This window comes from Sphingomonas sp. BK580, assembly GCF_014194975.1.
Classification (GTDB): Bacteria; Pseudomonadota; Alphaproteobacteria; order Sphingomonadales; family Sphingomonadaceae; genus Sphingomonas.
The window spans coordinates 1-13,620 of sequence record NZ_JACIAY010000002.1; the positions used below are offsets into that span (position 1 = coordinate 1).

Below are 13,620 nucleotides of genomic sequence, written 5' to 3' on the forward strand. Positions count from 1 at the left end.
CTCACTCACGGACGCCTCCTGCAGTGGTGTTTCAACACCTCCACTTCTGGCACATCGATGCCGTCAGGGGGCGTCCACCCCAACGCTTTTGGGTCCTCGCTACGAGCGGGGAGGAAGCCGCAAGCGCCTAGCTTCGAACTTTTATTACAACCAGGCGGGAAGGTCGAATGCTTCTCCGGTCGCGTCTTTTGGCGGCGGTCCGATGCTCGTCACGAAACCATCTTGCCATCCGGTCAACCCGAGCTTTGTGGGAATAACGTCAAAGCCGTCGGGATATTCGCAGAAGCCAGGCTTCTCCCTGAGCGCCTCGATCGCCGCCAGGGCCTCCGGCTCAGTTGCGTAGATGCCGATATGAAGCTCCGTGTCCTCGCGATGATCATACTCGCGGGTGAACCAGAGATCAAAAACCGTGACCATCGCGAGAAGATATCGGTGCTCTCGAGACGCAGCAAGTGCATGATCGCTGCCGTTCCGAACCAAGCTAAACGCTTTTCGAGGCGCCGAACGGCTTGGGCACCGAGATGAACAAGCGGCCGGGTTGAGGAGGCGGGCAGAGGCCCTGAGTGAGCGCTAAGTGGATCCTCGGCACGAGGGCGGAGGGGTCGCAACGCCCACTTGTGAAGCGCGCTTTCGCTAGCTGGGCCGGGAACCTCGGGCTTGCGCAGCGGCCAAGTAGAGCAGTGTACCGCCTGCAAGAATGTAGATCGCTGCGACGATCCAGAAGGGCAGCGGCTGGGTGACGCGGGCAATCTCTTGTCCAAATCCGCAGTGGATCACGCCGCTAGCCATCTCCCGCACCGTGACGGCGAGGACGTAGAGTCCTCCGATTGCCCAGAAGAATCTTTTGAGGGGACCGCGCACTCTCTTGTTCATAGCCCGCGGACATAGCAGGTGCGCCTCTGCGCTCAAACTCGGAAGCAGGAGCTTCCTCGGCCTCCGCCCGATTGCGGACGGCACATCCGTTTGCGACACTCCGATCATGCGGAACGTATTGACGAGGCTCCTTACCTTCGCGCGGAACGCCCAGAAGCCTCGAGCAGCGAGATGAACGAGCGGCTGGAGTTGGGAAGCGGGGATGGACGCCTGAATGGCCGCTTGTGGGTCTCGGCGCGGAGGGGCAGAGGCGGCAAGCGCCCAAAGCCGGTCACTCAGGGCCGCTTAGCGCCATCTCATCTTCGGACGCTTGTTGATCTCGCCCCTCGAGCCTTGGCGCGGGCACCAGTTTGATCGCGCGTCCGGGTAAGGCTATCCGCTAAGACGCTGCGAGTGCGTTGGCGGTGGCGGATTGCCTAACGGCTGCCACATCGTCGTGGGTCAACACAACCCATATGCGCCATCAAACCTTACTGGCGTGAGTGGGATGCAGGTAGCTGGGATCAAAAGAAGCCTCTTTACGCAAGGCCGCTAAATCAGGGATGTGCAGGGCTCCTTGGTGAACGGTCGCGAGTCCACGCTCTCGTAGCTGCCTCATAATTCGATTTACGTGCACCGGAGTGATGCCGAGCGCGTCGCCAAGCTGCTCCTGTGTGATCGGCAGCTCCAATTTGCGTTCGTTATCCATAGCATCTGGAATGAGTCGGGCCTCAAGTTCACAGAGCAGGTGAGCGATTGTTCTAAGCGCGTCGGTAGAATTGACGAGCCATGTTCGCAGAGTAGCCTCGTCGATAAGTTTCGCCTGCCAAAGCGCTCTGCTTATCGCCGGAGAGTCGGTCGCTAAGGCGTTGAAGTTGGCCAGCTCGATTTTGGCGAGGGAGCAATTTGTAAGCGCGGTTATTGAGTGATCCATCGGCGCATGACACACGGCGTGGATACCGCAAAAGTCTCCTGGCAGAAGGTATCCAGTCATACGCCGGCTTCCATTCGGCCGCAGGTTATACCTTCCAGCCCAGCCATCCAAGATGACGTATAGGTAGGACGGCGCCTCGCCCTTAATGATTGCGTCACGGCCTTTGTCGATATGCCGCTTTGCAAAGGGAAGCTGGTGTAATGCACGCTCGTCTTGCTCGGTCAGCCGAGCGAGCCTTTTCAGTCTTTCAACAAACGGTGCTAGTGACATCGCCACTACCTATGCCAACACGCATCCTCAGCAGGTGCTTCACCTTGGTTCATAACCCAGGCAAACCAAAGGCTGCCTTAACCTGGGACTAGCCAGAAGGCTGCGAGCCGCCGAGAGCGTTACATCGCGCGTTGTCGGTCAACCAAAACAACTATGCTCGGGATTCTCCTGCGCGGGCACTTACGCGCCCGAAACACTGTGATGCGCCACTCGCACGAGCGCTGACATGCCCTAAGCTCTTCATCAGGCTGTCTGCGAACAGGGGTGCTCAGTCGGTCAGAGATGGCGCAGGTAAACGAGCGGCCGGAGTTGGGAAGCGGGTAGGGGCGTCTGGATGACCGCTCTTGGGTCCCGCCCGCTCAGAGAAGCAAGTAACTTACCCCGGGGCGAACTCGGCGGTGACCGCATCGAAAGCGCCGCGAAGAACCTCGTCGAACGGCCGGGCGCCGCCCTCTTGGCTGAAGGTCTCAGACGCGAGGCGGGTAGTGCCGACAGCGATCATTGCGAGTACCCGCAACCTCGTCTCCCGCTCTGGCTCGGGCCAGCGCTCGCGCAGCGCGGTGAGTAGCGCTTCCTCCTGCTGGCGATAGCTCGCCTGCTTACGGGCCTGCACCGAGGCGCTGCCTCGCATCAGCCTATCCAAGGCTAGCATGTCGTCGTGCGGGAGCGACGCGCATACGCTCAGCGCCGCGCCGCGCACGAGCTCAAACGGCGAGTCGCTTGCCGGCGCCCTGCGGATTTCAGAAGCGAACAGCTCACCGATATCATTCTGCAACGAGAGCAGAATGTCGTCCTTCGACTCAAAATAGTGAAAGAAGGTTCGGCGCGAAATGCCTGCCGCTGCCGCGATCTCGTCCACCGTCGCGCCATCGAAGCCCTTCTCGATGAACAAGCACACGCCCGCGTCCGTGATCCGCCGCTGTGTCTCGCGACGTTTGCGCTCTCGGACACCGGGCGGCCGGGAGGCTGCAGAGCGATCAGTCACCAACTCCACCTTCAGAAATGCTTGCACTCAGTGCAAATATGGCGTTACACCGAGTGCAAGTTTAGCGAAAGGGTCTTAGCATGGCAAGGTGGACGAACGCCGACATGTCGCCACAGCATGATCGAACAGCGATCGTGACCGGTACCGGCGGACTAGGCTTCGAGGATGCTCTTGCACTGGCACGCGCAGGCGCCCGCGTCGTCGTTGCAGGCAGGAACGCGGCAAAGGGCGCTGAGGCGGTGAGCAGGATACAGGCGGCCGTGCCCTTGGCTTACGTGAACTTTGAGGCTTTGGACCTGGCCGATCTCGCTTCGATCGCTGCGTTCGCCGCGCGCATCGCCGAACGTCACGGGATGATCGACATGCTGATCAACAACGCCGGTGTGATGGTGCCGCCACGTCGCAAAGTCACCGCAGACGGTTTCGAGCTGCAACTCGGGACCAATTACCTTGGTCACTTCGCTCTTACCGCCCACCTGCTGCCGCTGCTGAGCGAGAGCGCTCGCGTCGTCTCGCTGTCGAGCGTCGCTGCGCGCGCTGGCTCCATCGACTTCGACGACCTGAACTCGACACGCGCCTACGCCGCGATGAAGGCCTATAGCCAGTCGAAGCTGGCCTGCCTCATGTTCGCACTGGAGCTGCAGCGGAGGAGTGATGCACAGGGCTGGGGCATCCTCAGCATCGCCTCGCACCCGGGGATCGCGCGAACGGATCTGCTCCACAACGGGCCTGGGCGCCGCAGCGCACACGGGCTCGCGCGGACGCTGCTGCCGTTCCTCTTTCAGCCAGCCGACCGCGGCGCGTTACCGACGCTCTACGCGGCGACTGCGCGCGATGCGGTCGGAGGCGCGTATTATGGTCCCGACGGCATCGCCGAGGTGCGTGGCTATCCGACCCTCGCGAAAGTGCCGGCGCAGGCGCTGGACCAGGATGTAGCAGTACGCCTCTGGCAAGCTTCTGAGGAGCTTACCGGGGTCTGCTTCCCGGAGGGCGCGTGACGATCCCGCGCCGCATAGGAGGCGCGACGGGCATTCCACGGGTGCACGAACCTTCGAACTGGAGGGAAGACGACGATGCAGATTGACGGTGCGGTGGTGGCGATCACTGGGGCGAGCGGCGGTATCGGAGAAGCGTCCGCTCGCTATCTTGCCGAACGGGGCGCGAGGGTGGTGCTGGGCGCGCGGAACCACGAGCGGCTGCAACTCCTTGTCGAGGAGATCAGGGCGAGCGGTGGAGCCGCGACCCACGTTCCCGTCGATGTCCGGCGGCGCGATGACGTGGCTAGGTTGGCACGGCACGCGGTTGCGACCTTCGGTCGCCTCGATGTGTTCGTCGCCAATGCCGGCGCGATGCCGATCGGTCCTGTCGACGAACTCGCCCTCGACGACTGGGAGACGATGGTCGACGTCAACGTTAAGGGCGTTCTTTGGAGCATCGCCGCGGCGCTCCCGATTTTCCGCGAGCAGGGCTCCGGCCACTTCATCGCTGTGGCGTCGACGGCAGCGCGCAAGATCGCCCCGAACATGGCGGTCTATTCAGGCACGAAGGCGGCGGTCGTCGCGATCTGCGATGGCCTGCGTCAGGAGCTTGCCGGAGATCTGCGCGTGACTACTCTGACGCCTGGCTTCACAGCTACCGGCTTTGCTGACCACATTCGCGATGCGGCCCTTCGAGAGCAGATCGCGGCGGGCGGGTCGATCGCCATGTCGCCGAAAGCCATAGCGGAAGCCATCGCCTACGCCATCGGGCAGCCCGCGGGGGTGAACGTCGGCGAAATCGTGATCAGGCCTACCGCGCAGGCCTAGCCGTGCCGCGATCACGCGGCCGTGCATCGATCGTTGCGCCTGCCTCAGCCGGTTATGATGCCGATCGTCACACAAGACGTAAATGACCGGGTTGATATGTACGTCTTGCATGAAGGAGGGTCTGCTTCTGGAGAGCGCCACTACCCGGGTGAAGGATGGCTTTTGGGTCCTCGGCACGAGAGGGCAGGGGGCCGCAAGCGCCCCCGAACCGGACATAAGCATCACGCTCCTCCGGCCGAGAGGCAGGGGGCAGTGACCGATCCGCGAGAGGCATAACCAACTAGCACTCTGCCCGACGTCCGTGTGCGCCCAGACCCGACCGGGCCAACAGCTTCGCGGCGCGTCACGCGTGCTGGCCGCGGAGATGAACGGACGTCCGCAGTTGGGGGTCGGGCAGGGCGCCGGGAGTGACTGCTTCTGGGTCACGATGGAGATATAACGGAGGTCCAACGTAGAGGTCACCACCATTCCCTCCTGACTTCTCAATCGGTGCGGTTCGGCGCACCACTACGTCGCCGCTATGGAGATCTCAACTTTCGATCTCGAACTGCTACGCCGCGCGCGATAGCTGGATCGCCACCTCAACGAGGATGGTGGGATGGTACGGTGGCATCGATCGAGATCCGGTGACCTCGCGCTTCGCGCCGGCGGTCTGTCTCTGTGCGCGCTCGCGTACATGGCCACCTCGAGGCTGGCATCCATGCATGTGCCCCCGATGAGAGCAGGCCTGACCTCCTTCGTGCTCGCCGCGCTCGGCTTCGTGGCGGCGAGCGCAGGCGGCCTGCTGCTCACGCTGGGTCGGCGCCTGTTCGACGAGGTGGAGGTGAGCGCTCGGTGGCGACACCACTCGCGTGTGAACGTCTCTTCTTCAATGGAGCAACTCTCGGTGGACTACATCAAGGAGCCCGCGCTTCTCGTCGTCGGACGTGATGCCGATGGCAGCTGGACCGTGCGCGAGAGCGCAGGAATGCTGCTCGGTCGCTTCGCCTCGGCAGAAGCGGTGCGGCGTTTCGCGCAGGCGGAGAGAGCTGGGCAGCCACAGGTCGCGATCGCATCGTCGGCGGGCACGGTGCCCAAGATCGATGGACTTCTTAGCCTGCGCATCGTCGACGCGAAGGCGGCGGCAAGTGCGTAAGATCCCCGCTCGCCTGCTCGGCGTCCTGCTGCTTGTCGCCGCGGCCGGCACGTCTCTGCTCCACCGTGCCGTGTACGAGATGGTCGCGACGGGACCGGCACACCTGGCAGAGTTCGCTCTGGGACTGGTCAGCTTCCTACTGGCGATCGGCGGTATCCTGCTGCTGGTGCACGGACGAAAGTTGCTCGAGCCCTTACCGCAAGCTCGCCCGGAACGAGCGACCTCGCTGCAGGAGCGGTTCACGAGCCCGATCTCGCCTGCCAGTCGGGCGTTCGATACGCGGCGCTCCGCATCGCTGATGCAGGCCCGTCACGTCATCGCGGTTGCTCGTGCCCGATCGGCGAAGGTGCGGCAGATCACGAGCCTCGCTCACCGGCACCGCTGAAGCGCTTCAGCTCGTGCCGGTCGTCGCCGCGTATCTGTATCGCCATGGCCGGCGTGTTCGCGAAATCGCGATCGAGGAACAGGTCAGCTGTCCGAGCGACCGTTCCGAGTTCGTCTGGATCGGGCTCAGCGACCCGTGTTCCGAAGAGATCGAGACGTTGCAGCGGCTCTACGGCCTGCATCCGCTCGCAGTCGAGGACTCGCTCAAGGACGGTCAGCTGCCCAAGGTCGACGTCTACGGCGATCAACTGTTCGTGATCGGCCGCACCGCCTATCTGTGCGACGGTCGCATCGTCTACGGCCAGACCGCCGCCTTCCTTGGCCACAGTCACATCATCACCGTGCGCCAGGGCTCGACCCGCTCGCACAGGCCGCTGCGCGAACACCTCGAGGCCGCGCCCGACCTGCTCGGCAAGGGCGGCGACTATGTCCTTCATGCGGTACTTGATTTCATCGTCGACGGCTATCTGCCGCTGGTGACCGCGCTGGAGGAGGAGGTGTCGGCGATGGAGCAGCGCATGCTCGACACCTTTCTCGATCGTGCCGAGATCGCCCGGATCTTCGCCCTACGCCGTGATCTGATGCGCTTCGATCGGATCCTGGTGCCGATGGAGGAGGTGGCGCGCAAGCTCGCCAAGAACGAGCTCCCGTGCGTCGACACGGAGGCACGCCACTATTTCCGCGACGTCCTCGACCACGTCCGCCGCGTCGAGGCGATGACGAGTGGGCTGCGCGAGCTGCTCACTTCGGTGTTCGAGTTCAGCAATCTGATCGAGCAGCAGCGCACCGGCGCGATCGCGCGCCAGCTCGCCGCCTGGGCGGCGATCCTGGCGGTGCCGACCGCCATCGCGGGGATCTACGGCATGAACTTCGAGCACATGCCCGAGCTGCACAGCCGTTACGGCTACCCCGCCACGCTGGTGGCCATTCTTATGATCTGCTCGGCGCTGTACTGGCGGTTCAGGCGCGCTCGCTGGCTGTGAGCCAGCGGCGAGATGCGACGAGCCGTTGACGCACTATGCCGCCACTATGCCGATCCCAGGCATCGATCTCGAAAGACTATGGAAGCGTGCGTAGCTGAGATGGGCGGGCACGCGATGCCCGTTCATCGAAGGCATCAGCAGCGATCATGTCGTCTGAACCTCTCCCGGAGCCCGACGAACGCGGCCCCGTCATCTACGTCGGTCAGGACCATGCCGGTCACTGGCTCGTCCAGGACGGCGCAGGCAAGCTCGAGGGCCGCTTCACGTCCCGCGGCGCCGCACTCAGCTTCGCCCACGCCGAGCGCGAGATCTACCACGCCAGCCTCGAGATGGCGGTCACGCTGCTCAAGCCCCTCGTCCCGTTCGGTCCGGTCCCCGCCGGCGAGCGCGCGCTCGTGCGCGCGGCCTGAAGGAGGTCACGATGACAGCGACAATGAAAAAGGCCGGCCTGTCGATGGCCAACGGTCCCCGCGCAGCGCGCGACTTCGCGGTGCCGGGCTCGCGCACGGTGCACGCCGATCCGCGCTGGCTGCCGCTTATCGCGGCGCTCGCCGATCTGCGGCAGCGGCACCGCTGCTCGGTTCGGATCGTCGATGCCGATTGCGGCAACGGCGCGCTGCTGATCGAGGCGGCGCGTGAGGCACGTGCGCTCGGCTTCACCGCCATCGAGGCGCGTGGCATCGACGGGTCGCCCGCGATGATCGCCCGTGCGCGGTCGGCCGCGGGCATGATGCGTGACGGAGCGATTGGCCTCGTCTTCGACCAGGTCGACATGGCGCAGGCGCTCGCCCAGGAGGCGGTCTTCCCGGCGGACATCGTGCTGTGGCACGGCACCGCGCGCGACGATCATCGGGCCGGTCTCAGCGAGCTGCTGGCAGCCGCGGGTGACCGCGTCGTCGGGGAACCGGCCGCCGTGACGATCGGGGGTATGCTCGGGTGACCCATCGCGACCTTGCCTGGAAGGCTACCGGCTTCGCCCTGTTCGCCGGCGCCTGTGCAGCCTGTCTCATGCTGGACCACTCGCCGCTGATGGTGCCGCTCTTCATCGTCGCCCTGCTCGGGCTGCCGCTGATGGTACACGGCAAGCGCGTGGCGCAGGTGTTCCGCGCCGAGCGGCGCGGCCACTGTCATACCGCAACCGCGGTCCATGCCGCACGCGTGCGTCGGCGTGGGCAGAACAGCGACGGCTTCGGCCTGTGAGCGACGGATCGACGATGAGCTTCTTTGCGTACAAGCAAGGTGCCCTCCACGCCGAGGACGTGCCGCTGTCGGCGATCGCGGAGGCGGTCGGCACGCCGGTGCACGTCTACTCGGCCGCCGCGCTGCGTCATGCAGCGGACGCTTTCCGCTCGGCGCTGCGAACGCTGCCTGCGACCCGGTTCGCCTTCGCCGTGAAGGCCAACCCGAACAGCGCAGTGCTAAGCCTGCTTGCCGGGCGTGGCTTCGGTGCCGACATCGTCTCGGGTGGTGAGCTGCGTCGTGCGCTCGACGCCGGCATGGCGCCGGCAGGCATCGTCTTTTCGGGCGTGGGCAAGACCGACCGCGAGCTCAGCGACGCGCTTGACGCCAACATTGGCCAGTTCAACCTCGAGCTGGAAGAGGAAGGCCGCGTGCTCTCGCGCTTGGCCTACGTCCGAGGCCGGCGCGCGCCGGCGGTGCTGCGCGTCAACCCCGACGTCGACGCGGGCACCCATGCCAAGATCTCGACCGGCCGCTGCGAGAACAAGTTCGGCGTGGGCATCGCCGATGCCGCCGACATTTACGACCGCCTGAGCCGTCTCGATGGGCTGCACCTGCATGGGTTGGCATTGCACATCGGCAGCCAGCTCAGCGACCTCGCCCCGCTCGAGGCGGCATACCGCCGCGTCGGCGAGCTCATCCTGGAACTTCGTGCGCGCGGGCATGTCATCACCCGCGTCGATTTGGGTGGAGGGCTCGGCATCCCGTACCGCGAGGAGGATCATATCCCCTCGCTGGCCGACTATGCCGCCATGGTCGCGCGCGTATCTCCGTCGTGGAACGTCGGTTTGACCTTCGAGCCCGGAAGGGTCATCGCGGGGCTCGCCGGCGTGCTGATGACGCGTGTGATATGGGTGAAGCCGGGCACTGCGGCTCCGTTCGTGATCGTCGACGCGGCGATGAACGATCTGGCGCGGCCGGCCATGTACGGCGCCTACCACCGCTTCGCCGCCGTTCAGCCCTCCGGCGAGACGATGGTCGCCAATCTGGCTGGTCCGGTCTGCGAGACCGGCGACACCTTCGGCACGGACCAGGAGATCGACCGGGTCGCGCGAGGCGATCTGGCGGTCTTCCATGCGACCGGTGCCTACGGTGCCTCGATGGCCTCCAGCTACAACTGCCGCCCGCTGAGCCCGCAGGTGCTCGTTGACGGGGCGGCCTTCGAACTTGTCGGAGAGCGTGCGCTGCCTGCCGAGTACGCAGCATGACCCGACAGCGTCTGTAGCTGGCGTAAGTAAATCGATGCGGCATCCGAAGCCAGCTTGCCAAGCCTATGACCCGAGATGAACCGACGGCTGATTTCGGGAGACGTGAGAGGGTCCGTGACTGATCGTTTTGGTCATCAGACTGAGGGGGTTAGGCCCAGAACTGAACAGCGCACACAGCTAGAACAGCTTGATAGCTGGCAAGCAAAAGCCGCGCACGTTAGAGCGTGAGAATGACCACATCCTCTGAGCAAAGCGCGGACGCGCACGTCGATACAATTGAGCTCGCCGCGGAGTTGACGGCGGCGTGGCTCACGAACCCGCATACGCGCGCAGGCTCAGCCGACGTACTCAATTTCTTAACGTCGATGCACGCCGCTGTGGCGGGTTTGTCGCGTCCTGCTCCAACCGCAGGAGCTGCGCCCGGGGTTGAGCATGTACCGGCCGTGTCGGTCCGCAAGTCGCTCGCCGATCCGGCCCGCATCATCAGCATGATCGATGGCAAGCCGTACGCCAGTTTGAAGCGCCATCTCGCGAGCCACGGGCTCACGCCCGCCGAGTATCGTGAGCGCTTCAACCTCAAGGCCGATTACCCAATGGTGGCACCGGGCTACAGCGAGGGCCGGCGAGCGCTCGCCAAGCAGATCGGATTGGGGCGAAAGGCTGCGACCGCGGTGGAGGGCGTCGGCGCTGCCATCGAGCAGGTGGCCGAGGACGTCGTCGGCAACGTGGAGAAGGGCGGCAAAGCCGCACTCGGCGCCGCACGCAAGACGCTGGGTATCCGCACTTAAGCTCGCTTCGCAGTGGGTCTAGGCGAGCTGGCAGCCGGGTAAACGATACGCCTTCTGGTCAAACGTGGATCCTCGAAGAGGTCGCGCATGGCTCGGCGCCGGAACCCGTTCCACCAACGCTGCCAGCTATGCTCCGCGGCGTCGTGGACCAAGTGACAACACTGGCAGAGCGCAGCCAGGTTGGACCGCGCATTGTTGCCGGGATCGTGGTCGAGGTGAGCGCAAGCGAGCACGACCTTGGTCGTTCGGACAGCCGAGATTGCGAGATAGCCGGAAAGCATTCGTCGCCCCCAATGTGACCGCCAGCACCGGGCGTCGGCGTCCCACCACCTGCCGTCTCCCAGGTGGATGACCCTACGCAGGTGAGGGCGGCCACAGTGATCGCACCTCGAACCTGCGCGCTTGAAGCGCACAGCTGCTGACAGCTGCTCTCAATCAATGGGGTAGAGCCAGCGGTTCTTGAGACGTATCGGCATTTCGATTCTATGAGTCAGCAAGCGCGAGAACAAAAGGGAAAACTGACGGCATGACGGAAGAGCAGCTCGCTGTGATTGCCTCTGTTGTGAGTCGGGCACCTGACTGGATCCGCCGGGATCTGTCATCCACCGATCCTGCCTTGAGCAAAGGGCAGAGGAAGCGCTCGCCGCTATACTCGCGGCAGCAATCCGAGGCACTGCCTAAGCGGGGGAAGAGGCGGCGCGTTCTGCGAGCCGGCGGAGGTCGACGCATTGAGCTGAACGAACGGCGAGAATTAGGAAGCGATCAGCGCCGTCTGAGTGACTGCTTTTGGGTCTCTCGGCCCGAGGAAGGATGCCGCAAGCGCCCAATCTCTGCCATTCCGCAGCTTATGTTTGGGCGCTAGAACGGGACGTTCGTAGCTGGAGCGAGATGTGCCCGACAATCCGTGGCTAAGCGCATATGGTGAACCTTATGATCCCCGGCCCGCAATAGAGGCTTGGCGTACCGGACACGTCGAGGATGCCGTGCAGGAACTATGGGATAAACTCTACCATCAAGGGACGGTAAATTCGGCCTCGTACGCAGCAGTCGGCGAGATTGTCTTGATGATGCAGAAGCAAGCGGAGCCCGATTGGAATGCCTACGCGTTGGTCGCCTCAATTGAGGACGGTCGCTTGGCTAAGGGCAGTACGCCGATCCCTTCCGAACTTGCACAGCAATACGAAAACGCTTGGACCGCTATACTCCCGATAGCATTACGGGACCTTGCAGGAGCACAGGACGACCTTACGGTCAGGGGGGCTCTGGCCGTCGTCTCCTATGCCAAAGGGCAGCATACGCTGGCGGCTATCGCGCTCTGCACAGAGGACGAGCGGGTAGAAATGCTAGGCGGGTAGCGTCCGCTTTGCCTTCCGTTGTCCTGAAAGCCGCCGGACCGTTCACCTGCCAATAGGCGATATTGCCGGATGGCTATCGTGCAGGAGCTGCTTGATTGAACTATCCCGCGCGGCCAGCGCGGCTCCTGCCGCTTGACTTGACGCCGGCCAAGGCATTTGCTGCTCTCTGTGACCAGAGAGGAAAAATGTTAGGACGACTTAGAGTGCTGCCGGGGCTGATGGCGACCCTGGTGCTTGGATCGTGCGGGGGCGGTGGCAGCGGTAGTGCCGGGGCAGTCGCGGTGGGGACCCCACCAAAGCCCATGCCCGCGCCCACGCCATCACCCAGCCCGACGCCGACAGCGACCCCTACACCCGCGGCGACCTACGACCTCGCCTTCGACTTCAGCCGAGACCGCAGTTTTCAGCCGAACGGCGCACAGCTGACCGCCATCGGCACGCAGACAAATGCCGGCAATACATATGCGTCCATCTCTGCGAAGCTGTACGAGCCCAGCGACGTGCCCTTCTTCACTTTCGCCAGCTCGACCAAACAGGCGGGCGTGTCGGTCGGCAATCTCGCCGGGCAGACCTACCCAGGATCGCAGATCACGCTGCAGCAAAGCGACCGCACAACCTATCAATCGCCGACAGGCTTCCTCGCTATCGGCCAGCTCGGGCCGCAGCTGGGCGGCTTGCCCGCTCATCTGCGCTATTCATTCGTGCTCAACCAGTATGAGTCGTCCTTTCGTCCGAGCGGCGGTTTCGACGTGCTGGAGCGCCGGATGGTGGCCGGCGCGTCGACGGCCGCGTCAGACGTGCCGCGATCTGGCACGGCGACGTTCCAAGCCGTCCTGCTGGCCGAAGGGGTGTCTGCCACCGGAGAGGACGGGTATGCCGCGTCGCACGCGACGTTGTCGCTCGACTTTGTGACGCGCACCATCACCGGCACGATCACTGCCACGTCGACGTCGGGTTCCGCATCGAGCATCGTCCTGACTGTGACGGGTCAGCTCAGTGCGACGGGCAACCGGCTGGCCGGTAGCGTCACCACCGCCGATGGAGGGACGGGCACCTTCAACGGCGAGCTGTATGGCCCGCAGGGTGCGGAGATCGGTCTCGCCTTCGCGCTCGCCCGCAACTCGCAGCAAGTGATCGGCACGTTCGGGGGTAGCCTGCGCTGAAGGGCACGGACGAAGACGTTCCGTTCCGCCCGGGCGGGGTCGCTTGCGCGAATGTCAGCTAACCTGCCAATCTCGGCCATTCAGCCACTCCGCCGGCCGGGCGCACATCAGACGTCTGGAATTGGCAGGTTAGCGGACGCCGGTTAAAAGGAGCAGCCCCGCTACCGTCAGCAGCGAACCAAAGCCTACAGTCGTCCACAACCCAGACTTCAACATGAGACCGGCGGGTCTCAACCTCCGCAGAATCATGGTCGAAAGCGCTGCCAAAACGATGCCAGTCACAAGGACTGGAAGAGGTTCGGGGGTGCCCTCTGAGCTTAGAGGAAGTTTCCCCAAGAGGGAGAATATGAGAATCACCGCGAGCGCCATGCCAGCCGAGCGCTTCGAATATCGAGTATATACATAGCTGACGTATTGAGCACCCGTGCCCTCACGGGCGACACGTTCCCGTTCTTGGTCTAGCCACTCGAATCGGTTGGGCTTCATCTGAAGAAGACTGCCACGCGAGTCTAGCGGCGG

General features: G+C 64.1%; 14 protein-coding genes. 11 read left to right on the top strand and 3 right to left on the bottom strand.

The genetic code is table 11. The features are described from left to right. Positions 1 to 144: 144 nt before the first annotated feature. The 3 genes from FHY05_RS03200 to FHY05_RS03210 form a co-directional block, all read right to left on the bottom strand. Positions 145 to 417 (bottom strand): hypothetical protein, encoded by a 273-nt coding sequence (locus FHY05_RS03200; protein ID WP_183942987.1) that lies wholly within the window; start codon positions 415 to 417, stop codon positions 145 to 147. Positions 418 to 1,336: 919 nt separating this feature from the next. Further along, positions 1,337 to 2,056: a Crp/Fnr family transcriptional regulator gene (locus FHY05_RS03205; protein ID WP_183942988.1), complete on the bottom strand. Its 720-nt coding sequence runs from the start codon at positions 2,054 to 2,056 to the stop codon at positions 1,337 to 1,339. 376 nt (positions 2,057 to 2,432) lie between these two features. Beyond that, the gene (locus FHY05_RS03210) at positions 2,433 to 3,068 is read right to left on the bottom strand and encodes a TetR family transcriptional regulator (RefSeq protein WP_221190991.1); all 636 of its coding nucleotides are present in this window, start codon (positions 3,066 to 3,068) and stop codon (positions 2,433 to 2,435) included. Positions 3,069 to 3,121: 53 nt separating this feature from the next. Here FHY05_RS03210 and FHY05_RS03215 point away from each other — a divergent pair, with 53 nt between their 5' ends. From FHY05_RS03215 to FHY05_RS03265, 11 genes are all read left to right on the top strand, one after another. Further along, the gene (locus tag FHY05_RS03215; protein ID WP_183942989.1) at positions 3,122 to 4,039 is read left to right on the top strand and encodes an oxidoreductase; all 918 of its coding nucleotides are present in this window, start codon (positions 3,122 to 3,124) and stop codon (positions 4,037 to 4,039) included. 75 nt (positions 4,040 to 4,114) lie between these two features. Then, positions 4,115 to 4,846 (top strand): SDR family oxidoreductase, encoded by a 732-nt coding sequence (locus FHY05_RS03220; protein ID WP_183942990.1) that lies wholly within the window; start codon positions 4,115 to 4,117, stop codon positions 4,844 to 4,846. Positions 4,847 to 5,585: 739 nt separating this feature from the next. Continuing rightward, positions 5,586 to 5,981 (top strand): hypothetical protein, encoded by a 396-nt coding sequence (locus tag FHY05_RS03225; RefSeq protein WP_183942991.1) that lies wholly within the window; start codon positions 5,586 to 5,588, stop codon positions 5,979 to 5,981. Then, the gene (locus FHY05_RS03230) at positions 5,974 to 6,366 is read left to right on the top strand and encodes a hypothetical protein (RefSeq protein WP_183942992.1); all 393 of its coding nucleotides are present in this window, start codon (positions 5,974 to 5,976) and stop codon (positions 6,364 to 6,366) included. Before FHY05_RS03225 ends, FHY05_RS03230 begins: the two co-directional genes overlap by 8 nt. A gap of 13 nt (positions 6,367 to 6,379) precedes the next feature. After that, on the top strand, positions 6,380 to 7,348 hold the full coding sequence (locus tag FHY05_RS03235; RefSeq protein WP_183942993.1) for a magnesium and cobalt transport protein CorA: 969 nt from the start codon (positions 6,380 to 6,382) through the stop codon (positions 7,346 to 7,348). 146 nt (positions 7,349 to 7,494) lie between these two features. After that, on the top strand, positions 7,495 to 7,758 hold the full coding sequence (locus FHY05_RS03240; RefSeq protein ID WP_183942994.1) for a hypothetical protein: 264 nt from the start codon (positions 7,495 to 7,497) through the stop codon (positions 7,756 to 7,758). A gap of 23 nt (positions 7,759 to 7,781) precedes the next feature. After that, a complete protein-coding gene (locus tag FHY05_RS03245) occupies positions 7,782 to 8,288 on the top strand; it encodes a class I SAM-dependent methyltransferase (RefSeq protein WP_260181164.1) in 507 nt (168 codons plus the stop codon). Next, on the top strand, positions 8,285 to 8,548 hold the full coding sequence (locus tag FHY05_RS03250; RefSeq protein WP_183942995.1) for a hypothetical protein: 264 nt from the start codon (positions 8,285 to 8,287) through the stop codon (positions 8,546 to 8,548). Before FHY05_RS03245 ends, FHY05_RS03250 begins: the two co-directional genes overlap by 4 nt. Before the next feature lie 14 nt (positions 8,549 to 8,562). Further along, positions 8,563 to 9,795, top strand: a complete 1,233-nt coding sequence (gene lysA / locus FHY05_RS03255) for a diaminopimelate decarboxylase (protein WP_183942996.1) — start codon at positions 8,563 to 8,565, stop codon at positions 9,793 to 9,795. 230 nt (positions 9,796 to 10,025) lie between these two features. Next, on the top strand, positions 10,026 to 10,583 hold the full coding sequence (locus tag FHY05_RS03260; protein WP_183942997.1) for a MucR family transcriptional regulator: 558 nt from the start codon (positions 10,026 to 10,028) through the stop codon (positions 10,581 to 10,583). Between the two features lie 1,657 nt (positions 10,584 to 12,240). Further along, on the top strand, positions 12,241 to 13,101 hold the full coding sequence (locus tag FHY05_RS03265; protein WP_183942998.1) for a transferrin-binding protein-like solute binding protein: 861 nt from the start codon (positions 12,241 to 12,243) through the stop codon (positions 13,099 to 13,101). Positions 13,102 to 13,620 lie beyond the last annotated feature (519 nt).